Here is a 26208-nt window from a genome sequence, read left to right on the forward strand (position 1 = left end):
TTGCTAACCATGCACCGGGCAAATTTTGCCCAGTGAACCGAAGTGTCGTCGGCAGCGAACATCGGGGAATCCCCCGTCGACGCCAGTGCGGTGCCTCACGTCGGCCCCAGCGGCAAGCGACACACGCGAGAGATGGCGACGGACATGACGGACACCACGGTCGGCCAGGGCACAGGGTCCGGCATCCCCAGCATCAAAGAGATGATCGCGATCCTGCGGCGCGGCGACCTGATGCTCGCGATCGGCGTGCTGACGATCCTGGTCGTGCTGATCCTGCCGCTGCCGGCGCTGATTCTCGACCTGTTCCTGGCGATCTCGATCACGCTGTCGATCCTGATCCTGATGACGTCGCTGTTCATTCAGGCGCCGCTGGAATTCTCGTCGTTTCCGACCGTGCTGCTGATCTCGACGATGTTGCGGCTGTCGCTGAACATGGCCTCGACCCGGCTGATCCTGTCGCACGGCCACGAAGGCACCGCGGCCGCCGGTCACGTCATCGAGGCGTTCGGCGGCTTCGTGATGGGCGGCAATTTCGTGATCGGGATCATCGTGTTCACGATCCTGATCATCGTCAACTTCGTGGTCATCACCAAGGGTTCGGGCCGTATCGCCGAAGTCGCGGCACGCTTCCAACTGGATTCGATGCCCGGCAAGCAGATGGCGATCGACGCCGACCTGTCGGCCGGCCTGATCGACGAAGCTACCGCGAAAGCCCGGCGCAAGGAGCTGGAGGACGAGAGTGGCTTCTTCGGCGCCATGGACGGCGCCTCGAAGTTCGTCCGCGGCGACGCCATCGCCGGCCTGCTGATCGTGTTCATCAACGTGATCGGCGGCATCGTCATCGGCGTGATGCAGCAGGGGCTGTCGTTCGGCGAAGCCGGCCGCACCTACACGCTGCTGACCGTCGGCGACGGCCTGGTGACGCAGATCCCGGCCCTGATCGTCTCGACCGCGGCGGGCCTGCTGGTGTCGAAGGCGGGCATCTCCGGCTCGGCCGACAAGGCGATGATGGGTCAGTTGTCGGGCTATCCGCAGGCGCTCGGCATGGCGGCCGCGGTGATGCTGGTGCTGGCCGCCCTGCCGGGCATTCCGACGCTGCCGTTTCTGGCGCTCGGCGGCGGCGCAGGCTTCCTCGCTTTCAAGGCTGGCAAGCGCAAGGCGGAAGTGACGGCCGAGAAGGCGCAGGCCGCATTGGCGCCGGAAGCGGCCGCCGCCGCCGCGGCAGGTGCTGTGGCCGAGGAGCCGATCGCCGCCGCGCTGAAGATCGACGACCTGAAGATCGAGCTCGGCTACGCGCTCTTGCCGCTGGTGAACGGCCCCGACGGCCAGGACCGCCTCACCGAGCAGATCAAGGCGCTGCGCCGCTCGCTGGCGATCGAGATGGGCTTCGTGATGCCGGCCGTGCGCATCCTCGACAACGTCCAGCTCGAGGCCAACACCTACGTCATCAAGATCAAGGAGGTCGACGCCGGCACCGGCCGGATCTGGCCGAACCAGTTCATGGTGATGGATCCGGCCGGCGACCAGGTGACGGTGCCGGGCATCAACACCACCGAGCCGACCTTCGGCCTGCCCGCGACCTGGGTCGACGCCAACTTCAAGGAAGAGGCGTCCCTGAAGGGCTACACCGTGGTCGACGCCGCCACGGTGCTGTCGACGCATCTGACCGAGCTGCTCAAGGCCAACATGTCCGACCTGTTGTCCTACGGCGAAACCCAGAAGCTGCTCAAAGACCTGCCGAGCGAGCAGAGCGAGCTGGTCAAGGACATCGTGCCCAGCCAGATCACCGTGTCCGGCATCCAGCGCGTGCTGCAGCTTCTGCTCGCCGAGCGGGTCTCGATCCGCGACCTGTCGACCATCCTGGAAGGCGTCGCCGAGGCGCTGGCGTTCTCACGCAATCCGTCGACCATCGTCGAGCACGTCCGCGCCCGGCTGGCGCGCCAGATCTGCGCGCAGAACACCTCCTACAACGGCTACCTGCCGCTGATCGCGCTGTCGGCCAAATGGGAGCAGGCGTTCGCCGAATCGATCATCGGCCAGGGCGAAGAGCGCACCCTGGCGATGGCGCCGTCGAAACTGTCGGAATTCATGACCGCGGTGCGCGACAAATTCGAACAGGCCGCCCGGGAAGGCGAGGCACCGGTGCTGGTGACGTCGGCTTCGATCCGGCCGTTCGTCCGCTCGCTGGTCGAGCGGTTCCGCGCCCAGACCACTGTGATGTCGCAGGCCGAGATCCATCCGCGGGCCCGGCTGAAAACCGTCGGCAGCGTCTGACCAATCGGTTCCGCGCTGTCGCACCGCAACATCGGCTGCGCGACTTTTGAGCAACAGACAAGAGCTCTCGTAGCAAAAGGGTATCGTTGGACCGACAGTGGCGGAATCGTTCAAATTGTCCGCACCTGCTTCAATCTGATTAATTTTCAGTAAATTAGGTCAGTGTTTCGCACTGCATTCTCGCGCACTATCACGCTTATTCACGCGCTTGTGATGACCTCTACGGAACGTCCGAGCGATTTCCTACGTTTTCTGCGTGAGTTCTTTGAACCTGCTTCGGGATTGCAAACACGAATTTCCGAGGGTGGACAGAAAGACACCAGGAGGCTCCGCATGAACCATTCGATCTACAGTGCCGATCGCACCACCCACTTGAAGGTTGTGGCCGTGGCTCTGGTCGCAGGGATCGCGGTGGCGGGTCTCGGGATCACTGCACGCCTCGGCGCCGACGACGGCTACACTCAGACCGCGAAGGTGATCAAAGCCGGCAAGCCGATGGCGATCACCAAGGCGGAGACCATGGTGATCCGCTGAAGCGATCCGATGAGAGTTCCAGCCTTCACGCATGCCGGATAGCCCCCCTGGCTAACGCGTGAGCTGAGGAGGTCGCACTCACCCCAAGTGACGACCCGAGGAAAACGCCCGCTCCCCACGGGCGTTTTTCTTTTGTACGACGCCAATTGAACGACGAGGCGTGCTGATATCAGCCGCTCCGTCATCAGGCCTAACTATCGACAGCTGATAGAAACGCCGGCCAAACTACTTCGGCGGCGCTGCCGGTGTCGGTTCCGACGGGACACTCTCCACCAGCTTGCCGGTGAACACGATCGGACCGGTCGCGACCCCGGTCGGCGAACCGCCTTCCGGCTCGACCGTCACCGCATAAGTGGCCTTGTTGACCAGCTCCGGATCGAACGAGGACAGCACCGGATTGACGGTGAAGTCGTGACCGCCGATCACGCCGAGCGAACGCGGCTTCTGCAGCTTGTCGGACACCAGCCAGAGTTCGTAGCTCTTGCCGGGCTCCGGCGTGGCGGCGACGCGGCGCACCGTGAACGTCTTGGTGCCGGCGTCGACGGTGAGGATGAACGCAGGCGCATCGCCGTCCTTTTGCAACACCGCGACGTACTGCGCCGGGATCGGTTGCGGCGGCGCCTCGACGGTCACCACCTTGGTGCGGACCGGTGGACGCAGGGCATCGGGCAGCGCATCCGGCTGATACACCTGCGCGCCGACCACCAGCAGCAGGACCGCCGCGGCGGCGCTCGACAGCATGGCGAGACCGCGCCAGACGTAAGCGCGCTTGGCGAAGTGAACGACGCGCTTGGATTCCGGACTGAGTTCGGTCGGTTCGCTCGCGGGAACGGGACCAAGGTCGTTGGCGGGACGTGGCAAGATCGGCTCTCCGGGCGCACCAAGCGCTCCCGCAGCCGCGACATCTGGATGCGGCGCAGCCAGCGGCGAGACCGGCGCGCGCTGTGACTCGGCGGCGATCGCCGCCTTGATCCGATCCCACACCTCGGCACGCGGCTCGACCAGCCCGACCATCTGATTAAGCGCGCCGAGCTTGTACTCCCACGCCGTCACGAGCTCCGCGAATTCCGCGTCGCTACGGATCAGCGTCTCGGCTTCCGCCCGTTCGGCGGCGTCGAGAGTGCCGAGCGCGTATTCGGCGGCGAGCGCGCTATGGTCTTCGCTATGGGCCATCAGGTCAGTCCCAAACACCCCCGAACATCCAACAAGCTGCGGCGCAGCCAGGTCTTGATCGTATTGGCCGGCGCACCGAACTTGGCGCCGAGTTGCTCCCGGCTCCAACCGTTGTAGTACGCCAGCAGCACCAGCTTCTGCCGATCCGGCTCGAGCCGGCCGATGCACTCCAGCAGCCGTTTCAGTTCCTCGGTCATCTCACGGCGCGCGAGCGGGTCCGGCGTCTCCGCCGCCACATTGTTGGCGGCGGGTTCTTCCTCGATCGACACCTCGCCGCGCTTGCGCACGACGTCGATCGCCCGATTGCGCGCGATCGACGCCATCCAGGTGATCGGCGAAGCGACCTTGGAGTCGAACTGTGCGGCGTTGTTCCAGATCTTGACGTAGGCGTCCTGGATGACTTCTTCGGCGAGATCCTGTCGCCGCAAGATACGGAGGACCACGCCGAACAGTTTCGCCCGGGTGGCTTCGTAGAGTCGCTGGAACGCGTCCTGATCGCGCTCTGCGACCGCGGCGATCAGCGAAACCAACTCAGCAGGCGATAGCATTCCGAGACCTCATCATGGCCGTTGCGGCCATGTCCCCGTCCGAGCCGAGCGGCCCGGATTTGGTCAGCATAGCTTGCAGCGCAGCGATTCACCACGGCACAGCAGTCTTTGTGGATACGCCAAACAAAAGCCCGGACCGTGCGGCCCGGGCGTTTTGATCTCAACGCGGCGATGAGAGAACTCAGACGACGGCGCCGGCGCCGCCGAGCCTGGCCCGCATCAAGCCAATGCTGTCCAGATCGGCCTGTTCGCGGGCGCTTTCCTCGGCGCGCTCGCGAGCCTGATCGCGCTCGTCGAGCAGCTCGACCTTCTTCATTTCGTCGAACGCCTCCGACAACTGGCCCCGCGCCTCTTCGAGCTGCACGCGCAGTTCATCGGCGGAGCGGGTCAGGTTCTCCCGGCGCTGAATCGCCGCTTTGGCATAGGTCGGATAGGCGAAGTGGGTCGGATCAGCGATACCGGCGCGTTCCTGCTCGGTGACGATTTCGCGCTCGAGATCGGCGGACATCCGCTCGAAATCGGCGATCATCGCTTCGATCTGGGCAACCCGTCTGCGCCGCTCGTCGACCTGAAATTTCTTCAGGCGGATCAGCGTGTCACGTGACTTCATCGACTCGTACTCCCCAGAAGTCCCAATTCAACGCGGGACATCGCCGGCCCGCCACGCAGGGGCAACCGGCAAATCGATTGATCTGCCAAGGATGATGACCGGACAAAGTTAGCGTTCCGTTTCCGAATTACTCAGGATCTGCTCCAATTGCGCATATCCCGACTGCAGGCTGGTCGCTTCGTCCTTGCCCTGGCGCAGAAAATCTTCCAGCGGCTCGTGCAGCCGCACCGCCTCGTCGACCTCGGCGCTGGAGCCCGGACGATAGGCGCCGAGCCGGATCAGCTCTTCCATATCGGCGTAGGTCCCCATGATTTGCCGCGCCCGCTTGATCAGCGGCAGATAGGCTGGGTCGGCCGATTTCGGCATCGTCCGCGACACCGATTTGAGAACATTGATGGCCGGATAGCGGCCGCGCTCGGCAATCGCGCGCTGCATCACGATATGACCGTCGAGAATGCCGCGGACCGCGTCCGCGACCGGCTCGTTGTGATCGTCGCCGTCGACCAGCACGGTGAAGATGCCGGTGATGGTGCCCTCGCCCAGCCCCGGGCCTGCGCGTTCGAGCAGCTTCGGCAGCTCGGTGAACACCGTCGGCGTATAGCCCTTGGCGGTCGGCGGCTCGCCGGCGGACAGCCCGATCTCACGCTGCGCCATCGCAAAGCGCGTCACCGAGTCCATCAGACACAGCACGTCCTTGTCGTTGTCGCGGAAGTATTCGGCAATCGCCAGCGTCAGATAAGCTGCCTGACGCCGCATCAGTGCAGGCTCGTCCGATGTCGCCACCACCACCACCGAGCGCGCCAGGCCTTCCTCGCCGAGGTCGTCCTGCAGGAACTCCTGCACCTCGCGGCCGCGTTCACCGATCAGGCCGATCACCGAGACGGCGGCATCGACGTTGCGGGCGAGCATCGACAGCAGCACTGACTTACCGACGCCGGAACCGGCGAAGATACCCATGCGCTGCCCACGGCAGCAGGTGAGAAACGTATTCAGCGCCCGCACGCCGAGATCGAGCGGCGCGCCGACCCGCTTGCGCGAATGCGCCGGCGGCGGTTGATTACGGAACGACATCGGCGACGGGCCCTGCACCAGCGGCCCCTTGCCATCGATCGGTTCGCCCAGCGCGTTGACGACACGGCCGAGCCAGTGCGGCGACGGACGCACCTGAGCGGCAGCGTTGGCGATGATCGCGCGGCAGCCGCGGCGCACGCCTTCGAGCCCCGCGAACGGCATCACGATGGCGTTGTTGCCAGTGAAGCCGATGACTTCGCATGGGATCGAGCGGTGGGCCCCGGTCTCGACGACGATGCGCGCCCCAACGCTCATCGCATGGATCGGCCCGGCGATCTCGACCATCAATCCGCGCACGCCGACGACACGCCCATACGTATTGACGCTGTCGATGTCTCCGATCTGTTCCGCCAGGGCCTTCATTGCGAAACCCTTAAGTTCCTCGACGCGGGGGCCGTCACCTTAACTTCGTGTTTACCCGCATCGTTAATCATTGCGTCACTGTCTTTGGTAACTGAGCACGCTCGCCCATCAGAATGAAGGGTGAGTCGAAAGAGTCGGTTAGCCCCGCCTCTTAATGTGGAACTTGAAGGGACCGGTCAGCAAAAAACTGCTTTTCCGCAACACCTTAGTGCGATTCGACAAAAATTGCACGGCGGGACCTTGCGGAGCCGAATCAGTTTTTGTTAACCATTGCTCGTCAGGATCCGAATCAGTTCTTCAAAGGCGTTTCCAGTGCCGCAAGTGTGCGGACGCCTGACGCCCGTAGCGGCGCTTAGAGGGGACTGGCATGCGCGTATTGCTGATTGAAGATGACAGCGCGACTGCGCAGTCGATCGAATTGATGCTCAAATCCGAGAGTTTCAATGTCTACACGACGGATCTCGGTGAAGAAGGCGTCGACCTCGGCAAGCTGTACGACTACGACATCATCCTGCTTGATCTGAACTTGCCGGATATGTCCGGTTACGACGTTCTCAAGCAGCTTCGCGTCTCCAAGATCAAAACCCCGATCCTGATCCTGTCCGGCCTTGCCGGTATCGAGGACAAGGTGAAGGGTCTGGGCGTCGGCGCCGACGACTACATGACCAAGCCGTTCCACAAGGACGAGCTGGTCGCGCGCATCCACGCCATCGTCCGCCGCTCCAAGGGTCACGCCCAGTCGGTGATCCAGACCGGCGACCTCGTCGTCAATCTCGACACCAAGACCGTCGAAGTCGGCGGCCAGCGCGTGCATCTGACCGGCAAGGAATATCAGATGCTGGAACTGCTCTCCCTGCGGAAGGGCACCACGCTGACCAAGGAAATGTTCCTCAACCACCTCTATGGTGGCATGGACGAGCCGGAACTGAAGATCATCGACGTCTTCATCTGCAAGCTGCGCAAGAAGCTCGCCAACGCGTCCGACGGCCGCAACTTCATCGAGACGGTGTGGGGACGTGGCTACGTGCTGCGCGAGCCGTCCGAGGACGACGTTCGCATCCCGGCCTGACCCGGTTTACCCAGGAGCGCCACCCGGCGCTCTCCTTCCGAGCGAACCTCCAGCCCCGCCGCAAATGGCGGGGTTTTTGTTTTGCGGATCCTGCTCTGGCCGCGGCAGCTCCCCTACGCCGTGTTTCGGGTTCGCGAGCTGCGCTCGCGCCCCGGAATGACGACGAAGGGTGTGTAGCAATGATGCGGAAGAAGAGCCGGCGTGGCTCCGCGCGTCAGCCGGCGCGCAGGCTGCTGAGCTTGCTGTTCGCCGACAATGACGGCACGATCGACGGCGACGTCTTCAGGTTCGGCAGATACACGCCGCGACGCGACAGGTGTGGCTTGAACACGTCGGTGAGGCCGACCACAGTCTCGGCGGCGCCGAGGGTCAGATAACCGTCGGGCTCGAGCCGCTTGGCGATCCGCTCGAGAATCCCGACCTTGGTCGGCTGGTCGAAGTAGATCAGCACGTTGCGGCAGAACACGATGTCGAAAGTACCGAGCAACGAGAAATCGTGCAGCAGGTTGAGCTGGCGATGCTGCACCATGGCGCGGATCTCGGGGCTGAGCTCCCACACTTCGCCGGCCTGCTTGAAGTACTTCACCAGAAGCTGGATCGGCAGGCCGCGCTGCACCTCGAACTGGCTGAACAGCCCGGACTTCGACTTCGCCAGCACCTGCGGCGACAGATCGGTGGCGATGATCTCGAACCGCCAGCCGGCAACCGCCGGTCCAAGCTCCTTCAGCGTCATCGCGATCGAATACGGCTCCTGTCCGGTGGACGATGCCGCGCACCAGATCCGCAACGAACGCCGCGACGCGCGCGCCTGAAGCAGCGCCGGCAGCATCTCGTCGCGCAGATGATCGAACGGCATCTTGTCGCGGAAGAAGAAGGTCTCGTTGGTGGTCATCGCCTCGACAACGTCGGCGATCAGCGCTTCGGTGCCCATCCCCTTCATCTTCTGGACCAGCTCGGCGATCCCGCCGAGGCTGAACCGGCGCGCCAGCGGCAATAGCCGGCTCTCCACCAGATATTGCTTGTCGGACGACAGATCGAGGCCGGACCGTTCCTTCAGCAGCTTGCGCAGGTACTCGTAGTCGGCCGGATTCATGACCGATCTCCCGCGAACAGCCGCACCAGTTTCGAGCCGATCTGATTGAGCGGCAGCACCGCGGCGCAAACGCCGGCGTTGGCGACCGCGCCGGGCATGCCCCAGACCACGCTGGAGGCTTCGTCCTGGGCAATCACACTGCCACCGGCGGCGACGATGTCCTTGCCGCCACGCATCCCGTCCGACCCCATGCCGGTCAGCACCAGCGCGAGAATGCCGCCCTGCCAGACGTCGATTGCCGACATGAACAGCGGATCGACCGCGGGCTTGCAGAAATTAACCGGCGGTCCGTCGTCGAGCGCGATCACCGGGCTGCCGCCCTGCTTGGCAACGCGCATGTGCTTGCCGCCGGGGGCGAGATAGATGTTGCCGGGCTTGATCGCCTCGCCGTCGATGCCTTCGTGCGCTGGCCGCCGGCTCGCGCGCGCGAGGTGCTCGGCCAGAATGGTGGTGAAGGTCGGCGGCATATGCTGGGTGATGAGCACCGGGAAGCGGTCGATCACCGGCCCGATCTCAGCGACCACCGCCATCAGCGCCTGCGGACCGCCGGTCGACGAACCGATCAGCAGCACCCGCGGCGCAGTTGGGCCGAACGAACGCTTCGCCAGCGCCGCCTGGCTCGCAACGGTGTGGTGCGTATGCGCGGCTGGCGCAAGCGGAGCCGGATGCGGATCGCGTACACGCTCGATCACCGGTGCAGCAGGCGCGGCCGATGCACGACGCCGGACCCGGCCACCGAGCGAGCGGATCTTCTGTAGCAGATCGTGCTTGAAGATGTCGGCGGCCTGCGGCTCGCGCGTGGTCTCCGGCTTCGGAATGTAGTCGGCAGCGCCGAGCGACAACGCCTTGAAGCTGATCTCCGCGTTGCGGCGGGTCAGCGTCGACGCCATGATCACCACGAGATCGCGCTTCTTGGCGAGCAGTTGCGGCAGCGCCGAAATGCCGTCGAGCTCCGGCATCTCGATATCGAGGACCGCAACGTCGGGCTTCACACGTTCGAGCTGGTTGACGGCGTCGAGCCCGGTGCGCAGCGAGGCGGCTACCACCATGTCGGGCTCGGCTTCGACCCAGCGCGAGATCAAGCCGCGGATGACGACCGAATCGTCGACGATCATCACGCGCAACGGCTCGTATTGCGCCGAATTCGTAGCGGGACTACCTGCCAAAGCTACGCTCATAGAACACCGACGCAACGCATACTTATACTCCCCGTCGCGTCCCCGAACGCGGCGTCAAAACCGACCTTCCGACCCCCGTCAGATCAGGCCGACTTCCTGAAACTTCGCCGTGACGATATCTTTGTCGAACGGCTTCATGATGTACTCGTTGGCGCCGGCATGCAGCGCCCGAGCGATGTGCGCGACGTCGTTCTCGGTGGTGCAGAACACCACCTTCGGCGCATCGCCGCCCGGCATCCGGCGCAGATTGCGAAGGAACTCGTAGCCGTCCATCACCGGCATGTTCCAGTCGAGCAGAACCGCATCGGGCAGCCCGTGCTTGCAGGCTTCGAGCGCCTTCTCGCCGTCTTCGGCTTCGACGATTTCGAAGTCGAGGCCCTCGAGGATGCGGCGCGCGACCTTCCGGATCACGCTCGAATCGTCGACCACCAGACATGTCTTCATTTTCTGCCTCTGTCAGTTCCCGCCCGGTTGGGCAGTTCGTGCGGTTAAGCCGAGACCACCTCAGCCGTTAAGCAGCGATACGTTGGTTTGCGATTTCGAGGACTTTGTCGACGTCGAGGACGACCATGAGCTGTCCGTCGAGGCGATGGACGCCGTTGGCGAAGGATGCCATGCGGGGGTCGAGGTTGACCGGGTTGGTCTCGCGGCCCTCGTCCGGCAGGGTCAGGACTTCGCCGATGGAGTCGATCAGAAGGCCGTAGGATTCGCCGCGCAGATCGACGCCCATCGCCATCGGCGGCTTGCCGTCGTCGTTCTTGGGCAGGCCGAGACGGGCCCGCATGTCGATCGCGGTGACGATCCGGCCGCGCAGGTTCAGCACGCCGGCGACGTCGTCCGGCGCCAGCGGCACCCGGGTCAGCCGTTCCGGCATGAACACGTCCTGCACCCGGGAGATCGGCAGCCCGAACAGCTGACCGCCGATCATCGCGGTGGCGAACTGGGTGGTGTTGCCGCTGATTGCGCCGATGCTGCGGGTCATCGCGGGGGTGTCCTTCCTGGTCTCGCTCATGCCGCCTGCTCCACCAGCACTTCGGGCGTCGTATGGGCCGTGGTCTGCTCCTTCAGCGCCGCGATCAGCCCGGGACGGTCGAACTTGGCGATGTAGTCGGTCAGGCCCGCCTGACGGCCGCGCTCGATCGCCGCCGGCGACACTAGCGACGACAGCGCGATCACCGGCAGGTTCGACATCTTGGCATCGGCCCGGATCGTCTCGGCGAACTCGAAGCCGTTCATCTCGGGCATCTCGATGTCGGTCAGGATCACGTCGAACTGCGCGCCCGAGCGCAGCACCGACAGGCCCTCGACCGCAGAGGTCGCCACCCGCACCTTGTAGCCCGCCGCCTTCAGCACCGGGCCCAGCATGTTGCGGAAGAACGCACTGTCGTCGACCAGCAGCACCGAGCGCGTGGTCATCGCCTGCTTCATCTCCTTGCGCGACAGCCAGTCCGAGAACGCCATGGGGAGGAAGTGGGCGACGTCGATCACTTCGGTGGCCTGGCCCTTGATCACCGCAGAGCCCAGAATGCCCTCGCGGCTGGAGCCGACCTGGATGTGCAGATGCTCCTCGACGATGTCGACGATCTCGTCGACCACAAGGCCCATCGAACGGTCCTCGTCGGCGAACACCAGGATCGGCTGCACCCCGCTGGACGCCACCGTGACGCCTTCCATCAGCACGAGCGGCATCAGCTGGTCGCGGTACTGCACCATGTAGCGGCCGTTCGACATCTCGATCTTGTCGGAGGCGATCTCTTCCAGCCGCGTCACCAGCGACAGCGGCACCGCCTTCGGCTGGTTCGAGCCGGCGCGGAACACGAGCAGCGAGGTGAGCTGTTCGGCCGAGGCGTTGCGGCTCGCCGCCGCCTGATCGGAGATGTCGTGCTGCGCCGACACCGCGGTGCCGAGCGCCTGCGCGATCCCGTTCGGATCGACGATCATGATTACCGCGCCGTCGCCCAGGATGGTGTTGCCCGAGAACATCCCGATGTGACGCAGCTTGGTCGACATCGGCTTGACGACGATTTCTTCGGTGTGGAACACGCCGTCGACCACGATGCCGAAGGTCTGGCTGCCGACCTGGGTCACCACGATGAAGCCGTTCTCCGGCTCGCTGTTGGTGCCCTCGTCGATGCCGAGCAGCTTCTTCAGATGGATCAGCGGCAGCAGCTTGTCGCGCAATCTGAGGACGGGCGTGTCCTTGATCCGCTCGATGCGGTGCTCGGAGTTGGCCCGCGCCCGAACCAGTTCGACCACCGCCAGCTGCGGGATCGCGAACCGGTCGCCGCCGGCCTCCACGATCAGCGCCGACACGATCGCAAGCGTCAGCGGGATCTTGATGGTGATGGCCGAGCCTTCGCCCGCCACCGACTTCACTTCAATCGTGCCGCCGATCTGGTCGATATTGGTCCGCACCACGTCCATGCCGACGCCGCGGCCCGACACCGAGGTGACGGCGGCGGCGGTCGAGAACCCGGGCGCGAAGATGAACTTGTGGATCTGCGCCTCGGTCATCTTCTCGAGTTCGGCCTCGGTGACCAGGCCGTTGGCGAGCGCCTTGGCCTTGATCTTCTCGGTGTCGAGCCCGCGGCCGTTGTCGGCGATGCAGATCACGATGTGGCCGCCCTCGTGATAGGCGGACAGCCGGATGGTGCCCTGCTCGGGCTTGCCGGCCCGCACCCGCTCCTCGGTCTTCTCCAGACCGTGGTCGGCGGAGTTGCGCACCATGTGGGTGAGCGGATCCTTGATCAGGTCGAGCACCTGGCGGTCGAGCTCGGTGTCGGCACCGTGCATCTCCAGCTCGATGTGCTTGCCGAGTTCGGCGGCCAGATCGCGCACGATCCGTGGCAGCTTCTGCCAGGCGTTGCCGATCGGCTGCATTCGGGTCTTCATCACCCCGTCCTGCAGCTCGGCCGTCACCGTCGACAGCCGCTGCAGCGGCACCTTGAACTCGTTGTCCTCGTGGCGACGGCTGATCTCGAGCAACTGGTTACGGGTCAGCACCAGCTCCGACACCATCGTCATCAGGTGTTCGAGGGTATCGACATTGACCCGGATCGACTGATTGGCGACGCCGCCGCCGGCTCCGCCCTCGGTCGCGCCTTCAGCTTCGCCGCCGGACTTCTTGGCCGCGGGCTTGGCGGTCTTCGGCTTGGCGGCCGACTTCGGCTCGGGCTGCGCGGCTTCGGCCACAGCTTGCGCCTCCTCGGCCACCGGCTGCAGCGGCGGCGAGGCCATCTCGATCTCGGTCTCGCGGAAGGCGCGCTCCAGCTCGTCGAGCGACACTTCGCCCGGCCGCAGCGGACGCTCCAGCGTCTGCTCCACCAGCGTGCCTGCGGTCGAATTGGAATTGGCCGCCACCACCGCGGCAGGCAAGTCGGCTTCGGTCTCGGCTTCCTCTTCGGCCTCGGCCACAGCTTCCGGCGCCGCGCCGAGCTCGGCTGCGATCTCCTCCGCGCTGCGCATCGACAGCCGCTCCAGCTCCCCGCTCAGATCGCCGTCGTCGCCTTCCGGCTCGGCCTGGGTCGCTTCGAGCTGCGTCAGAATCTCCTTCAGGCGGTCGATCGTGGTCAGGATCAGCGTCACCGCCTCCCCGGTCACCGGCATCCCGTCCCGGAATTTGCCCATCAACGTCTCGGCCGCGTGCGCCAGCGCCTCCAGCCGCGGCAGCCCCAGAAAACCGCACGTCCCCTTGATGGTGTGAACAAGACGGAAAATATTGTCCAATATCTTCGCGTTGTTCGGCTCCTGCTCGAACCGGACCAACTGATTGTCGACCGTGTCAAGGCTCTCGAAGGTCTCCGTCAGAAACTCACGAAGAAGATCGTCCATACGCGTAACGCCTCTCGCCTGAACCCGTGCCGACCGGACAGACTTCGGCTCAGCGAGCGCGAACGACGTCCAATGCCAGCCTTAGCGCCCTGCCGCCTACGCTCTCGTTAATTTTGCGCCACGTAGGAGTACGAAGTTAAGCCCGCCAAATCGCGGCCCGCTCTGCCTCCGCAGGACTTCGTCCGATTGAATGACCATCGACATCGGATCGCTACCAGCGCGAGGGCCCGCGCGCGCAGGGCACCCAATCGAACGCGCCTTTGCTAATTTTCTGGACTGTGGGCATTTCGGGCGTGAGCGGCGCCTTAGCGGCTACAGCGCCACGCCGATGTCATCAGCCGTTGCGCTCGAAACGGGGCCCGCACACTTCGCCCCAGGAATGCACGATCGGCAGTCCGGCCACCGTGCTGCGTAGATTGGCGAGCGAAATTCGAAGCGCGGCGAGGTCGATCGGCTTGGGAAAGCTCTGCAGAAGTTCCATACCGAGCGACTTGGCGAGATCGCGCGAGGCGCGGCGATGTTGCGAATTCATGCCGCTGATGACGATCATCGGGCCATCGTATTTGACCGCCGCCATCGCCCGCATCACGTCGGCGCCGTCACCGTCTTCGAGCTTCAGATCCAGTGTGATGCAGTCGAAATGCTTGACCCGGACCAGCGCCGTACCCTCGGCACAGGACTCCGCATGGGTCACCATGTAGCCGGCCTTTTCGGCCGCACCGGCAATCAGCATGCGTTGCGTGGCATCGTCGTCGACGACGAGCAGATCGAGCAGTCCGAGCAACTTGTCCGCTTGTGGATCGGCATGCTCCCCGACGGGACATTGATCGCTCCGCATCGCTCGGTCCTCCCAGATCCTCCGATCGCCGAGCTATAGCGGACCTGCTGCAACCCAGGGTTAATAAGATACCTCAACGACCCGCGATCGCAGTTCCGCCTGCGCGAGTGGTTGACGGCTGCTTGACCGGGCCGGCGCAATTGTCAGGATCGCGCCGGCCGGTTCGTGAGCGGATCAGGCCGACCAGCGCCAATCGCGCACTTCCGGCATGTCGTCGCCGTGCTCGCCGACATACAGCTTGTGGCGCTGGATGGTCGCCCAGTAGCGCGCGGTGGCGACGTCACGCTGGTCGGCAAGCCGCGGAACGCGCAGGATCGCGTCGAGCGCCAGCCGATAACGATCGAGATCGTTCAGCACCACCATGTCGAACGGCGTCGTGGTGGTGCCCTCCTCCTTGTAGCCGCGGACATGGATGTTGACGTGGTTGCGGCGGCGGTAGGTCAGCCGGTGGATCAGCCAGGGATAGCCGTGGAAGGCGAAGATCACCGGCTTGTCGGTGGTGAACAGCTCGTCGAAGCGGCGATCGTCCATACCGTGCGGATGCTCGGAGCTCGGCTGCAGCACCATCAGGTCGACCACGTTGACGACGCGGATCTTGATGTCCGGGACGTACTGGCGCAGCAGCGTCACCGCCGCCAGGGTCTCCACCGTCGGCACATCGCCCGCACAGGCCATCACCACATCGGGCTCGCCCTCGTCGCTGGCCCAATGCCAGATCCCGGCTCCTGTCGTGCAGTGCCGAACGGCGGCGTCGATGTCGAGCCACTGCCACTCCGGCTGCTTGCCGGCAACGATCAGGTTGACGTAGTTGCGGCTGCGCAGACAGTGGTCGGCCACCGACAGCAGACAGTTGGCATCCGGCGGCAGATAGATCCGCACCACGTTCGCTTTCTTGTTGGCGACGTGATCGATGAAGCCGGGATCCTGGTGCGAAAAGCCGTTGTGATCCTGGCGCCAGACGTGCGACGTCAACAGATAGTTCAGCGACGCGATCGGCTTCCGCCACGGGATCGTGGCGCAGGCCTTCAGCCATTTGGCGTGCTGATTGAACATCGAGTCGACGATGTGGATGAAAGCCTCGTAGCACGAGAAGAATCCGTGGCGGCCGGTCAGCAGATAGCCTTCGAGCCAGCCCTGGCACAGATGCTCGCTGAGCACCTCCATCACACGGCCGTCGGGGCCGAGATTGACGTCGACATCCTCGATCGCCGCCATCCACTCCTTTGGCGAGACCTGCAGCACCGCGTCGAGCCGGTTCGACGCGGTCTCGTCCGGACCGAACAGCCGGAAGTTCTCGCTCTCGAGGCTGTTCTTCATCACGTCGCGCAGGAACGTGCCGAGCACTCGCGTCGCTTCCGCCTTCAGCGAGCCCGGCCCGGCCAGCGTCACCGCGTAGTCGTGGAAATCCGGCAGCGACAACGGCTCCAACAGCTCGCCGCCATTGGCGTGCGGATTGGCGCTCATTCGGCGGCGGCCGGTCGGCGCCAGCGCCTGCAGTTCGTCGCGCAGCTTCCCGGTGGCGTCGAACAGCTCTTCAGGGCGATAGCTGCGCATCCAGTCTTCGAGCAGCGTCAGATGTTCGGGGCTCTTGAAGTCGGCGATCGGCACCTGATGGGCGCGCCAGGTGCCTTCGACCGGTTTGCCGTCGACCTGCTTGGGACCGGTCCAGCCCTTCGGCGTGCGCAGCACGATCATCGGCCAGCGCGGCCGCTCGGTCGCGCCGTGATGGCGCGCTTTGTCTTGAATGTCCTTGATCTCGCCGAGCACGCGCTCCAGCGTCGCGGCCAATGTCTGATGCACCATCGCCGGATCGTCGCCTTCGACGATGTGCGGCTCGTAGCCGTAGCCGCGCATCAGATCGGTCAGCTCCTGCGGCGTGATCCGCGCCAATACGGTCGGGTTGGCGATCTTGAAGCCGTTCAGATGCAGGATCGGCAGCACCGCGCCGTCGCGCGCCGGATTGAGAAACTTGTTGGAGTGCCAGCTCGTCGCCAGCGCGCCGGTCTCGGCTTCGCCGTCGCCGACCACGCAGGCGACGATCAGGTTCGGATTGTCGAACGCGGCGCCGAACGCATGCGCCAGCGAGTAGCCGAGTTCACCACCTTCGTGAATCGAGCCGGGCGTTTCCGGCGAGACATGGCTCGGCACGCCGTGCGGCCAGGAGAACTGCCGGAACAGCCGCTGCATACCGTTGCGGCTGCGCTCGATCGCCGGATAGCGCTCGGTGTAGGTCCCTTCCAGATACGCGTTGGCGACCAGGCCCGGCCCGCCGTGGCCTGGTCCGATGATGTAGATCATGTCGAGGTCGTGCGCGGTGATCAGCCGGTTGAGATGCACGTACAGCATGTTGAGGCCGGGGGTCGTCCCCCAGTGTCCGAGCAGGCGCGGCTTGATGTGTTCGAGCTGCAGCTTCTGCTCGAGTAGCGGATTGTCCTGCAGATAGATCTGTCCGACCGACAGATAGTTGGCGGCGCGCCAATAGGCGTCCATCTTCTGCAACAGATCTTTGGACAATACGTCGGACATCATCATCTCCAGATTATCGGGCAGGTGTGCGCCGGATTGGCGCTGGTGCGGGGACTTGTCCCGCAGGCGGGTTTGCTTCCACGTCGGCTCGGCGCGGCGCGCCCCCGCGCACGGCGATGATGGACGCAAACAATGTCAGCATTGCGTGACATAGTCATGCGCGAACGCTACGCAATGTGAGCGTTCCTGCAGCAACTGTCGCGACGATCGCTTCGCGCGCATGCGAGACATGCATCGACGCCGAACAGCGTGCCGCAGCGGGCGAACCGGCACGATATTTGATGCGGATCAATCGCGGCGGTGTCTCGTTGTTGATTCTGATCAATGTGTTTGTAGGACGAGACACCAAGATGCCGCGCGTCAGCGTAGCGGTACTCTCGAGGCCACGAATGTCCGAGTCCCAGCTTCGTCAAAACATCCTTGACGAGTTCGAATTCGATCCGAGCTTCAACAGCGGCCACATCAAGGTCGCTGTCGAGAACGGCAGAGTGATCCTCAGTGGTCACGTCATCAGCTATGCCGAGAAGGTCGCAGCGGTCGCGGCGACGCGTCGCGTCAAGGGCGCGCACGCCATCGTCGATCACATCGAAGTCCGCTATCCGTTCCATCGAACCGCGGACGATCAGATCGCGCAGCGGGCCTGTGATCTGCTGGAATGGAATGTGCTGGTGCCCGCCAGCGCTGTCGAGGTGCAGGTCGAGAACGGCTGGCTGACGTTGAGCGGCACGGTCGACTGGCACTTCGAGCGAGCCGCCGCAGAGGACGACGTCCGCAAACTCGCCGGCGTGATGGGCGTCACCAACAACATCGTTATCAACAATCCGCTGGCCGATCATTCCTGCATCCGCGCCAAGATCGAGTCGGCGCTGCGCCGCCACGCCGAGATCGGATCGAAGAGCATCCGTGTCACGGTGAAGAACGGCAACATCGTGATCCTGGAAGGCCGGGTCGACACCTGGGACGAACGCCGCGCGGCGCAAAATGCCGCATGGTCGACCCCCGGCGTAGCAGCGGTCGATGACCGTCTGATGATCAACTGAGTTGGGCTTCGCGAAGCCGAACGCGTCGCGCTTCCCGGCGCGGGATCAACCCTCCTGCACCGCCGGTCGCGGCGCGCTGCGCGGCGGCGCCGGCTGGGCCTCGCGCACGATGGTGACGGTGCAGCCCGCTTCGCTCGCGACCTTGGCCGAGACACTGCCGAGCAGCGAGCGCAGCACCGAGCTGCGCCGCGCGCCGATCAGGATGTGATCGACGCGGCCGGCTTGGGCGAATTCGAGAATCGCCGACGCCGGATCGACCGCTTCGAGCACATGCACGGTGAGACGGTCGTCTTCGAGCTTCAGCGGCTCGGCCCAATGCCTGAGTTGCACCAGTCGATCGACGTGCTTGTTGTGGCCATGCTCGTCGAGGGTCCGGTCGATCGTCATGCGGCCGAGCTTGAGGACGTTGAGGCAGGCGAGCCGCGCCGACGGCAGGGTGGCGAGGATGCGCGAGGCGGTGACGCGAAGCGCGTCGTTGAGCGCCGGCGAACCTTCGGCGACGTCGATCGCTATCGCCACGATCGGCGCCGACGCCAGATGCGCCGCCATCGACTCCACCGCGCGCGGCCGTGTCAGCTCCTTGTTGAAACGTCGCCGCAACACGGTGCGCAGCGGATCGTGCTTCAGCTTCTCGGAGCGCGTGGTCAGCTTCACCTCGGCCGGGTGGGTGAGATCGAATACGAGCTGCGCCGCGGTCGGGTAGCGCCACGCCGGCTCGATCTCCAGGCAGCGCAACACGATCTCCTGCAGCCACGGCGGATAGTCGGGCCGCAGCTTGCGCGGCGGATGCGGATCGCGCCACAGCCGGCGGCGCATGCCGTACATCGTCTCGGTCTCGCCGAACGGTCGCACGCCGGTGGTAAAAAAATACAGCAGCACGCCGAGCGCAAACAGATCGCTGCGCGGCTCGTCGCGCACGCCGAGCAGCCGCTCCGGCGCCATATAGGGCGCGGTGCCGAACGGCAGCCGGAATTCCTCCTGCATCAGGTCGGGCAACTGATCGCTGCAGGCCAGCCCCATATCGAGCAGCACCGCCTCGCCGGTCGGGCGGAACATGATGTTGCTCGGCTTGATGTCGTGATGGATAACGTGCTGGCGATGCAGATCGGCGATCGCGCCGGCGATCTTGGCGGCAATCGCCACAGCCTCGTCGTAAGGCAGCGGCAGCTCGGGCAGCCGCGCCAGCAGCGGTTCGCCGGCGATCCGCTCCATCACGATGTAGGGATGGCTGGCGAAGTCCTGCATCCCAATGAATTTCGGGACGTGCGGCCCGGACAGCCGCGGCATCAGCATCTGCTCCATCTCGAAGCTGACGATCGCCGCCGGGTCCTCCCCCTCGCCGATCCGCGGCGTCTTCATCACCATCGGCATCGGGTCGTCGTCGCGGCGCACCTTGAACAGCGTCGCCATGCCGCCGCGATGGATCGCTTCCTCGATGATGAAACCATCGAGCGTCGAGCCGGGCTCGAACGTGGCCTGATCCATCGTTTAGCGCCCCACCAGCAGGCGATCGGCCAGCCAGGGCGGCAGACCGTTGGCGCGAATCCGCTCCGCCGCATCGGCGGCGTCATAGGCGACCCGGCAATAGGTCAGCTCGTGCTTGACCGTGTCGTACAGCGCATAGGCCGCCGCCGGGTTGCCGTCGCGCGGCTGCCCGACCGAGCCCAGCACCGCGTGCCACTGCCGCCCCGGCAGCAGATGCACCGGAATGTCGGGGGTCGGCACGAAAGTGGTCATCTTGCCGGTGACCGAAAGCGAATACAGCGCCGGCTTGTGGACGTGACCGCAGAAGGTGACGTGAGCCGACACCGTCTGCATGCTGCGCGACGCGACCGCGGTGTCGGTGACATAGATCCAGGCGTCGGGCCGGGTCGCTTCAGAATGCACGAACAGCAGGCTGTGCTCCTCGTGGCGCATCGGCAGCTCTGCGAGAAACTTGCGCTGGGCCGAATCGAGCTGCCCGCGTGTCCACTCGATCGCCGCTTCGGCCTCGGCGTTCATCTGTACGCGGGTCTGCCCGATCGCAGCATCGTGATTGCCGAGCACGGCCACCGCGCCGTCCGCCACCAGCGCGCGCACGGTGTCGACCGACCAGTCCGGATCGGCGCCGTAGCCGACGTAATCGCCGAGCAGAACGACGCGCTCGATGCCGCGCTGACGCGCATCGGCAAGGCATGCGGTGAACGCCGGCCGATTGGCGTGAATGTCGGCGAATAGCCCCAGCAGCACCGCGCTCCCTCCCACTTCCTCGAGCCCCCGAAAAGGCCAGCTCCCGTTCCTCGTCGCAGCGCCGCCGGCGGTTTCGTATCAGACTGTTTTTGTGCGGCGCATCCGCAGTTTACGGCCTGTCTTTGATCGATCGCAACCGCGTTGCACTCGTTGATCCAGCGCAATGGGGCAAGACGGCTTGTGTGAGTATATCGCGCGGTGAGTTGCGTTGGAGGCGATCATGACCGCACCCGGCAAGCCGACAAGAACCGCGCCCATGACCGAAGCTGTCGCCGACGTCGTCAAGGAGTGGGAAGAGATCGCCGGCAGCCCGAGCGAACTGGAAGCCTTCGGTCGGGCGATGGCCAACATGGTCAAGGATCTCGGCCTGTCGCCCGCGGAAGTTCGCTCTCTCGCGACCAAGGGCAGCAGCGCCAAGGAATTGCCATGCCTGCTCGAAGCGCTGCGGATCAGCATCCGCGCGCTGGCCGAAAAGGAGCCGATGTTACTAAACGATCTCCGTCGGACCTGCGCGGTCTGCGAGCACAAGCAGGAATGCGATGCCGACATCGCAGCGGGCACTCTGGTGCCTGCTTATCAGAGCTATTGCCTAAACGTCGACACGTTGGACGCCCTTCGGCAGGACGCCAACTTCGTCGCGGAGACGTAACCCCTCACACCTGCGCGGCCACCTTCGGCCGCAACCTGTTAGCGGCAGCGGCGCGGATCGCGCGCTGCTGAGTACCAAAGCACCATTCGTTTGATCTGCGTCAAGCATCCTTGACAGGCCTTATGTCATCGTTTCTTGACAATCATGGGAGAAAGTCAGTGCGCATCCTTCTCATTCACCCGAATTATCATTCCGGTGGCGCAGAGATCGCCGGCCACTGGCCGCCGGCATGGGCCCCCTATCTGGCCGGTGCGCTGAGGGCCAACGGTTTCGACGACATCAAATTCGTCGACGCGATGACCGAGGACATCTCGAGTGAAGGCCTCGCCAAGATCATCTCCGACTATCAGCCCGATCTGGTCGGCGCGACCTCGATCACGCCGTCGATCTATGCGGCCGAAGAGGCGCTGAAGATCGCCAAGCAGATCAATCCCAAGGTCGTCACCATGCTCGGCGGCGTGCACGCGACCTTCATGTATCAGCAGGTGCTGAGCGAAGCGCCGTGGGTCGACGTCATCGTCCGCGGCGAGGGCGAAGAGATCGTCGTCGAGCTGGCGCGCGCCGTTGCCTCGGGCAACTGGCCGGCCAACCGCTCCGAGATCAAGGGCCTCGCCTACACCGAGGGCTCCAACGGCGAGAGCCAGATCGTCGCGACCGCCGCAGCGCCGACCGTCAAGGATCTCGACGCGATCAAGCCGGACTGGGGCGTGCTCGACTGGAATCTGTATCGCTACATTCCGATGAACACCCGCGTCGCCATCCCCAACATGGCGCGTGGCTGCCCGTTCACCTGCTCGTTCTGCTCGCAGTGGAAGTTCTGGCGCGACTACCGCGTCCGCGACCCGAAGAAGGTGGTCGACGAGATCCAGGAGCTGGTCGAGAAGTACGATGTCGGCTTCTTCATCCTGGCCGACGAAGAGCCCACCATCAACCGCAAGAAGTTCATCCAGTTCTGCGAGGAGCTGATTGCGCGCGGCCTGAACAAGAAGGTGCAGTGGGGCATCAACACCCGCGTCACCGACATCCTGCGCGACGAGCAGCTGCTGAAGTTCTACAACGAAGCCGGCCTGATGCACGTCTCGCTCGGCACCGAAGCGGCGGCCCAGCTCAAGCTCGACCTGTTCAACAAAGAGACCAAGATCTCCGACAACAAGAAGGCGATCCGCCTGCTCCGCGAAGCCGGAATCGTGGTCGAAGCCCAGTTCATCGTCGGCCTCGACTCCGAGACCCCGGAGACGCTGGAAGAGACCTATCGCATGGCGATGGACTGGAAGCCGGACCTCGCCAACTGGTCGATGTACACCCCGTGGCCGTTCACGCCGCTGTTCAAGGAGCTGTCGGACAAGGTCGAAGTGTTCGACTTCGCCAAGTACAACTTCGTCACGCCGATCGTGAAGCCGGCGGCGATGGAACGCGGCGAGCTGCTCGACCGGGTGATGAACAACTATCGCCGGTTCTACATGTACAAGGCGTTCTTCTCGTATCCGTGGTCCGGAACGGGACGCCGGCGGCGCTATCTGCTCGGCTGTCTGAAGGCGTTCCTCAAGGCCGGCTTCGAGCGCAAGTTCTACGATCTCGGCCGGGTCGGCTATTGGGGCCCGCAGTCGAAGAAGAAGGTCGACTTCCACTTCGACACCACCCGCAAGATCTCGCACGCCCAGATGGCGGACTGGGAAGCCAACGCCGACCGCTCGCGCAAGGCGGCCGCCTCGCAGATGGCCATCGTCTCGGCCTGCGGCGGCGGTACGGAGCAGATGCAGGAAACCGAGTGCGATCACGCCCAGGAGAAGCTGGCCGAGACCGTCGCCAGCCGCATGGTGGATACGACCCATGACGCAGGTTCGGCGACCCGTCACTGACGTGGAGACGCATCCGGCTGTGTCCGAGATCGGACCCAACGCCGTCATCCAACTGATCCACGCCCTCGACGCGGCCGGCCTCCAGCCGGCCGCGAAGGAGATCTTCTCCGAGGCGGCGGCGAGCGACTGGCTCGCCGAGCCGCCGTCGGTGATGGTCGACGAACGTCCGGTTGCGGCGATTCATCAGGCAGTGCGGCGCGTTTTGCCGCCACAACAGGCCGCCGAAATCCTCGCCGATGCGGGGCTGCGGACCGGCGACTACATCCTGGCCAACCGGATTCCGAAGCTGGCCCAGGCCGTGCTGAAGATCATGCCGGCCTCGATCGCCGCCAGAATGCTGACCAAGGCGATCACCGCCCACGCCTGGACCTTCGCCGGTTCCGGCAGATTCTCCGCGCAGGCGGGGAAGACGGTGACCTTCGAGATTGTCGCCAATCCGCTGTGCGCCGGCGAACACGCCGACCACCACGTCTGCGTCTGGCACGCCTCCGTATTTCAACGGCTATTCCAGTCGCTGGTGTCGCCCTATACACGGGTGATCGAGACGGCGTGCGGAGCACATGGCGACGATTGCTGTCGCTTCGTGGCGGACTGGACCTCGATTCCGGACGCCGCCAACATTTACGCCAGCCGACGATCAAAGCCGATCGCAGGTCAGTCAGAAACCCTTTCCGCGCGTTGATCCGCGGGGCGATGAGAGAGATCACGACGATGTCGTCAGCCCTCGACAAATACGCCAAGAGCTCGGTGCCGCGCTACACCAGCTATCCGACCGCGCCGCATTTCGCCAAGGACTTCCCGGAGTCGATCTATCGCGGCTGGCTCGCCCAGCTCGACACCGACGAGCCGATCTCGCTGTATCTGCATGTGCCGTTCTGCAAGCAGATGTGCTGGTACTGCGGCTGCAACATGAAGCTGGCGGCGAAGTACGACCCGGTCGCCGATTACGTCAGCAGCCTGATCGACGAGATCAATCTGGTCGGCGACGCCCTGCCCGGCACGATGCCGGTGCGCCATCTGCATTTCGGCGGCGGCACCCCGACGGTGATCGATCCGCAGGATCTCGGCGCGGTGATGACGCTGCTGCGCGAGCGATTCGAATTCCTGCCCGACGCCGAGATCGCGATCGAAAGCGATCCGCGCACGCTGACCGAAGACATGGCCGCTAAGATCGGCGAGCTCGGCTTCACCCGCGCCAGCTTCGGTGTGCAGGAATTCGACCCGAAGGTGCAGGAGGCGATCAACCGCATCCAGCCGCCCGAAATGGTCGCCCGCGCGATGCAGTTGTTCAAGTCGGCCGGCGTCGAACGGATCAACTTCGACCTGATCTACGGCCTGCCCTATCAGACCGCCGAAGACCTGCGCCGCACCGTCGAGCAATGCGTCGAGATGAAGCCCGACCGGGTCGCGCTGTTCGGCTACGCCCATGTGCCGTGGGTGGCCAAGAACCAGCGGATGATCCCCGACGACTCGCTGCCGAAGTCGGAGCTGCGTGCGACCCAGGCCGACACTGCGGCCGAAGCGCTGGTCAAGGGCGGCTATGTCCGCATTGGCATCGATCATTTCGCGCTACCCGGCGACTCGCTCGCCATCGCCGCCAAGACCGGTGAGCTGCACCGCAACTTCCAGGGCTACACCGCCGACGCGGCGCAGACTCTGATCGGCCTCGGCGCCACCTCGATCGGGCGCACCCCGAGCGGTTATGTGCAGAACATCAGCGAAACCGGCGCCTGGGCCCGCGCGGTCGCTGCCGGCCAAATTCCGGTGGCGCGTGGCCATTCCCTGACCCAGCAGGACAATCTGCGCGCCCATGTGATCGAACGGATCATGTGCGACGGCAAGATCGACCTCGCCGCCGCCGGCAAGGCGTTCGGCTGCGCCGACGACTGGTACACGCCGGAGCTGGATTCGCTCGCCGAATTGCAGCGCGACGGCGCGGTGGTGTGCAACGGCAGCAAGCTGACCCTCACGCCCGAAGGCGTCCGGCTGTCGCGCGTGGTGGCATCGGTGTTTGATACTTACCTGCGCAACTCGTCGGTTCGGCACTCGATCGCCGTGTAAACGGCCCTACAATCTTACCGACTACGTCAACGCGCGCTTCGGCGCGCGTTTTCATTTTGATGCAGCTCAATTGCAAATCCGCTACCGGGTGGATTATTACCGCCAACGGTAATGGAGCAGGCTTCAGTATCGTTACGGAGCTGCATCTTTAACGGAAACTACCACATATAGCAGCCTAATCGCCGCGTGGTTCTCCCGTGAGGGTCGGCAACGTCGCAGCCCTCCACGATCGGACCAATCGAGGTACGTGCAATGGCCCACAAACTCAAAGTTACCGACGATATGGTTGCCAAGGCCGCCGCTGCGTTCCGCGCCGCTACCGGCAGCGAAATCTACTGTCTGCGCGCCGCACTCGAGGCCGCACTCGCCAACCAGACGTTCTCGGTCGGCGACGAAGTCACCACACAGGGTGGCGCTACCGGCATCATCCTGTCGATCAATGGCGACGAGGCCCAGATCTCCTGGTCGTGCCGCGGCAAGACCACGACCAAGCTCTCGGAACTCGAGCACATCGAGCACGGCGAGTCGGTCCTGGCCGATAACCGCGCTGCCTGATCTGCACTGTCCCGCTCGCGCCGGCCGCCTGCCGGCGCCAGCCTTGCCGACCGGCGCGCTGCGCCGACGGCCGGATCGTTGATCCACGTCAACCTCCCGACGGAAGCGTTTGATCCAATGCGGATCAAATGCACAAAACAATCGGGAGGACATCATGCAGATCCAACAGATCCATCACGTCGCCTATCGCTGCCGGGATGCCAAGGAAACCGTCGCATTCTATGGGCGGGTGATGGGGATGGAGCTGATCGGCGCCATCGCCGAAGACAGGGTGCCGTCGACCAAGGCACCCGATCCCTACATGCACATCTTCCTCGATGCCGGTGCCGGCAACATCCTGGCGTTCTTCGAACTGCCGAACTCACCGCCGATGGGGCGCGATCCGAACACCCCGGACTGGGTCCAGCACATCGCGTTTCAGGTCGACGACATCGACAAGCTGATGGCGGCCAAGCAGCGCGCCGAAGCCGAAGGGCTCGAGGTGGTCGGTCCGACCGACCACACCATCTTCAAGTCGATCTACTTCCGTGACCCCAGCGGCCACAGGCTGGAAGTCGCGACCTGGACCGCGACGCCGGAACAGCTCTCCCGGATGAAGAGCGTTGCCCACGCGATGGTCGACGAGTGGGCGGAGACCAAGAAGCCGCCGCGCCACACCGCATGGCTGCACCAGAAAGAATTCGCCGACGCCGAATAGCACCAGCAGA

23 protein-coding genes are annotated in these 26208 nt (G+C 64.6%); 10 read left to right on the plus strand and 13 right to left on the minus strand.

Going from position 1 to position 26208, the window contains the following annotated elements:
* Positions 1-144: 144 nt before the first annotated feature.
* Both flhA and DY468_RS19335 read left to right on the plus strand, forming a co-directional pair.
* Positions 145-2274: a flagellar biosynthesis protein FlhA gene (flhA, locus tag DY468_RS19330; protein ID WP_164606407.1), complete on the plus strand. Its 2130-nt coding sequence runs from the start codon at positions 145-147 to the stop codon at positions 2272-2274.
* Positions 2275-2607: 333 nt separating this feature from the next.
* A complete protein-coding gene (locus DY468_RS19335) occupies positions 2608-2808 on the plus strand; it encodes a hypothetical protein (RefSeq protein ID WP_164606409.1) in 201 nt (66 codons plus the stop codon).
* 225 nt (positions 2809-3033) lie between these two features.
* Here the strand turns inward: DY468_RS19335 and DY468_RS19340 are convergent, their stop codons facing one another.
* The 4 genes from DY468_RS19340 to fliI all read right to left on the minus strand — a co-directional run bounded on the left by DY468_RS19340 (position 3034) and on the right by fliI (position 6573).
* Positions 3034-3981, minus strand: a complete 948-nt coding sequence (locus DY468_RS19340) for an anti-sigma factor (RefSeq protein ID WP_164606411.1) — start codon at positions 3979-3981, stop codon at positions 3034-3036.
* Complete coding sequence (locus tag DY468_RS19345) at positions 3981-4529, minus strand: sigma-70 family RNA polymerase sigma factor (RefSeq protein WP_164606412.1); 549 nt, start codon at positions 4527-4529, stop codon at positions 3981-3983. Before DY468_RS19345 ends, DY468_RS19340 begins: the two co-directional genes overlap by 1 nt.
* Before the next feature lie 181 nt (positions 4530-4710).
* Complete coding sequence (fliJ, locus tag DY468_RS19350; protein ID WP_164606413.1) at positions 4711-5139, minus strand: flagellar export protein FliJ; 429 nt, start codon at positions 5137-5139, stop codon at positions 4711-4713.
* Between the two features lie 108 nt (positions 5140-5247).
* Positions 5248-6573, minus strand: coding sequence for a flagellar protein export ATPase FliI (gene fliI, locus DY468_RS19355; RefSeq protein WP_164606414.1), 1326 nt, complete (start codon positions 6571-6573; stop codon positions 5248-5250).
* 367 nt (positions 6574-6940) lie between these two features.
* On the opposite strand from fliI, the gene ctrA reads away from it, so the two are divergent.
* Entirely contained in the window at positions 6941-7642 is a 702-nt protein-coding gene (ctrA, locus tag DY468_RS19360) for a response regulator transcription factor CtrA (RefSeq protein WP_011157191.1), read from the plus strand.
* A gap of 214 nt (positions 7643-7856) precedes the next feature.
* Here ctrA and DY468_RS19365 read toward each other — a convergent pair whose 3' ends face one another.
* From DY468_RS19365 to DY468_RS19395, 7 genes are all read right to left on the minus strand, one after another.
* Positions 7857-8735 (minus strand): CheR family methyltransferase, encoded by an 879-nt coding sequence (locus DY468_RS19365; protein ID WP_164606415.1) that lies wholly within the window; start codon positions 8733-8735, stop codon positions 7857-7859.
* Positions 8732-9913 (minus strand): protein-glutamate methylesterase/protein-glutamine glutaminase, encoded by a 1182-nt coding sequence (locus DY468_RS19370; protein ID WP_164606416.1) that lies wholly within the window; start codon positions 9911-9913, stop codon positions 8732-8734. The genes DY468_RS19365 and DY468_RS19370 overlap by 4 nt, the downstream gene beginning before the upstream one ends.
* A 78-nt stretch (positions 9914-9991) precedes the next feature.
* A complete protein-coding gene (locus DY468_RS19375) occupies positions 9992-10357 on the minus strand; it encodes a response regulator (protein ID WP_011157188.1) in 366 nt (121 codons plus the stop codon).
* A 67-nt stretch (positions 10358-10424) separates the two neighbouring features.
* Entirely contained in the window at positions 10425-10895 is a 471-nt protein-coding gene (locus DY468_RS19380) for a chemotaxis protein CheW (RefSeq protein WP_205512548.1), read from the minus strand.
* Between the two features lie 26 nt (positions 10896-10921).
* Positions 10922-13744 (minus strand): hybrid sensor histidine kinase/response regulator, encoded by a 2823-nt coding sequence (locus DY468_RS19385; protein WP_164606420.1) that lies wholly within the window; start codon positions 13742-13744, stop codon positions 10922-10924.
* Positions 13745-14078: 334 nt separating this feature from the next.
* Positions 14079-14582 (minus strand): response regulator, encoded by a 504-nt coding sequence (locus DY468_RS19390; protein ID WP_164606422.1) that lies wholly within the window; start codon positions 14580-14582, stop codon positions 14079-14081.
* A 174-nt stretch (positions 14583-14756) separates the two neighbouring features.
* Positions 14757-17108 (minus strand): phosphoketolase family protein, encoded by a 2352-nt coding sequence (locus DY468_RS19395; RefSeq protein WP_164606424.1) that lies wholly within the window; start codon positions 17106-17108, stop codon positions 14757-14759.
* A 389-nt stretch (positions 17109-17497) separates the two neighbouring features.
* On the opposite strand from DY468_RS19395, the gene DY468_RS19400 reads away from it, so the two are divergent.
* Positions 17498-18148, plus strand: coding sequence for a BON domain-containing protein (locus DY468_RS19400; protein WP_164606426.1), 651 nt, complete (start codon positions 17498-17500; stop codon positions 18146-18148).
* A 45-nt stretch (positions 18149-18193) separates the two neighbouring features.
* Here the strand turns inward: DY468_RS19400 and DY468_RS19405 are convergent, their stop codons facing one another.
* Both DY468_RS19405 and DY468_RS19410 read right to left on the minus strand, forming a co-directional pair.
* On the minus strand, positions 18194-19633 hold the full coding sequence (locus tag DY468_RS19405) for a bifunctional serine/threonine-protein kinase/universal stress protein (RefSeq protein ID WP_164606428.1): 1440 nt from the start codon (positions 19631-19633) through the stop codon (positions 18194-18196).
* Between the two features lie 3 nt (positions 19634-19636).
* On the minus strand, positions 19637-20377 hold the full coding sequence (locus DY468_RS19410) for a metallophosphoesterase family protein (protein ID WP_164606431.1): 741 nt from the start codon (positions 20375-20377) through the stop codon (positions 19637-19639).
* A gap of 220 nt (positions 20378-20597) precedes the next feature.
* Here DY468_RS19410 and DY468_RS19415 point away from each other — a divergent pair, with 220 nt between their 5' ends.
* The 6 genes from DY468_RS19415 to DY468_RS19440 all read left to right on the plus strand — a co-directional run bounded on the left by DY468_RS19415 (position 20598) and on the right by DY468_RS19440 (position 26198).
* Entirely contained in the window at positions 20598-21026 is a 429-nt protein-coding gene (locus tag DY468_RS19415) for a hypothetical protein (protein ID WP_164606433.1), read from the plus strand.
* Between the two features lie 158 nt (positions 21027-21184).
* The gene (gene bchE, locus DY468_RS19420) at positions 21185-22885 is read left to right on the plus strand and encodes a magnesium-protoporphyrin IX monomethyl ester anaerobic oxidative cyclase (RefSeq protein ID WP_164606436.1); all 1701 of its coding nucleotides are present in this window, start codon (positions 21185-21187) and stop codon (positions 22883-22885) included.
* Positions 22857-23567: a bacteriochlorophyll 4-vinyl reductase gene (gene bchJ, locus DY468_RS19425; RefSeq protein ID WP_164606439.1), complete on the plus strand. Its 711-nt coding sequence runs from the start codon at positions 22857-22859 to the stop codon at positions 23565-23567. Before bchE ends, bchJ begins: the two co-directional genes overlap by 29 nt.
* Positions 23568-23596: 29 nt before the next feature.
* Entirely contained in the window at positions 23597-24946 is a 1350-nt protein-coding gene (gene hemN, locus DY468_RS19430; RefSeq protein WP_164606442.1) for an oxygen-independent coproporphyrinogen III oxidase, read from the plus strand.
* A 252-nt stretch (positions 24947-25198) separates the two neighbouring features.
* Positions 25199-25501, plus strand: a complete 303-nt coding sequence (locus DY468_RS19435; RefSeq protein ID WP_164606445.1) for a preprotein translocase subunit YajC — start codon at positions 25199-25201, stop codon at positions 25499-25501.
* Between the two features lie 154 nt (positions 25502-25655).
* On the plus strand, positions 25656-26198 hold the full coding sequence (locus DY468_RS19440; RefSeq protein ID WP_164606447.1) for a VOC family protein: 543 nt from the start codon (positions 25656-25658) through the stop codon (positions 26196-26198).
* Positions 26199-26208: the final 10 nt, after the last annotated feature.

The sequence above is a fragment of the Rhodopseudomonas sp. BR0M22 genome (genome assembly GCF_010907035.1).
In the GTDB taxonomy this organism is placed as follows: Bacteria; Pseudomonadota; Alphaproteobacteria; order Rhizobiales; family Xanthobacteraceae; genus Rhodopseudomonas.

Bases quoted from the DNA above. Each gene is read 5' to 3' on its own strand.
- flhA (WP_164606407.1), top strand. From the start codon at position 145: ATGACGGACACCACGGTCGGCCAGGGCACAGGGTCCGGCATCCCCAGC.
- DY468_RS19335 (WP_164606409.1), top strand. From the start codon at position 2,608: ATGAACCATTCGATCTACAGTGCCGATCGCACCACCCACTTGAAGGTT.
- DY468_RS19340 (WP_164606411.1), bottom strand. From the start codon at position 3,981: ATGGCCCATAGCGAAGACCATAGCGCGCTCGCCGCCGAATACGCGCTC.
- DY468_RS19345 (WP_164606412.1), bottom strand. From the start codon at position 4,529: ATGCTATCGCCTGCTGAGTTGGTTTCGCTGATCGCCGCGGTCGCAGAG.
- fliJ (WP_164606413.1), bottom strand. From the start codon at position 5,139: ATGAAGTCACGTGACACGCTGATCCGCCTGAAGAAATTTCAGGTCGAC.
- fliI (WP_164606414.1), bottom strand. From the start codon at position 6,573: ATGAAGGCCCTGGCGGAACAGATCGGAGACATCGACAGCGTCAATACG.
- ctrA (WP_011157191.1), top strand. From the start codon at position 6,941: ATGCGCGTATTGCTGATTGAAGATGACAGCGCGACTGCGCAGTCGATC.
- DY468_RS19365 (WP_164606415.1), bottom strand. From the start codon at position 8,735: ATGAATCCGGCCGACTACGAGTACCTGCGCAAGCTGCTGAAGGAACGG.
- DY468_RS19370 (WP_164606416.1), bottom strand. From the start codon at position 9,913: ATGAGCGTAGCTTTGGCAGGTAGTCCCGCTACGAATTCGGCGCAATAC.
- DY468_RS19375 (WP_011157188.1), bottom strand. From the start codon at position 10,357: ATGAAGACATGTCTGGTGGTCGACGATTCGAGCGTGATCCGGAAGGTC.
- DY468_RS19380 (WP_205512548.1), bottom strand. From the start codon at position 10,895: ATGACCCGCAGCATCGGCGCAATCAGCGGCAACACCACCCAGTTCGCC.
- DY468_RS19385 (WP_164606420.1), bottom strand. From the start codon at position 13,744: ATGGACGATCTTCTTCGTGAGTTTCTGACGGAGACCTTCGAGAGCCTT.
- DY468_RS19390 (WP_164606422.1), bottom strand. From the start codon at position 14,582: ATGCGGAGCGATCAATGTCCCGTCGGGGAGCATGCCGATCCACAAGCG.
- DY468_RS19395 (WP_164606424.1), bottom strand. From the start codon at position 17,108: ATGTCCGACGTATTGTCCAAAGATCTGTTGCAGAAGATGGACGCCTAT.
- DY468_RS19400 (WP_164606426.1), top strand. From the start codon at position 17,498: ATGTCCGAGTCCCAGCTTCGTCAAAACATCCTTGACGAGTTCGAATTC.
- DY468_RS19405 (WP_164606428.1), bottom strand. From the start codon at position 19,633: ATGGATCAGGCCACGTTCGAGCCCGGCTCGACGCTCGATGGTTTCATC.
- DY468_RS19415 (WP_164606433.1), top strand. From the start codon at position 20,598: ATGACCGCACCCGGCAAGCCGACAAGAACCGCGCCCATGACCGAAGCT.
- bchJ (WP_164606439.1), top strand. From the start codon at position 22,857: ATGACGCAGGTTCGGCGACCCGTCACTGACGTGGAGACGCATCCGGCT.
- hemN (WP_164606442.1), top strand. From the start codon at position 23,597: ATGTCGTCAGCCCTCGACAAATACGCCAAGAGCTCGGTGCCGCGCTAC.
- DY468_RS19435 (WP_164606445.1), top strand. From the start codon at position 25,199: ATGGCCCACAAACTCAAAGTTACCGACGATATGGTTGCCAAGGCCGCC.
- DY468_RS19440 (WP_164606447.1), top strand. From the start codon at position 25,656: ATGCAGATCCAACAGATCCATCACGTCGCCTATCGCTGCCGGGATGCC.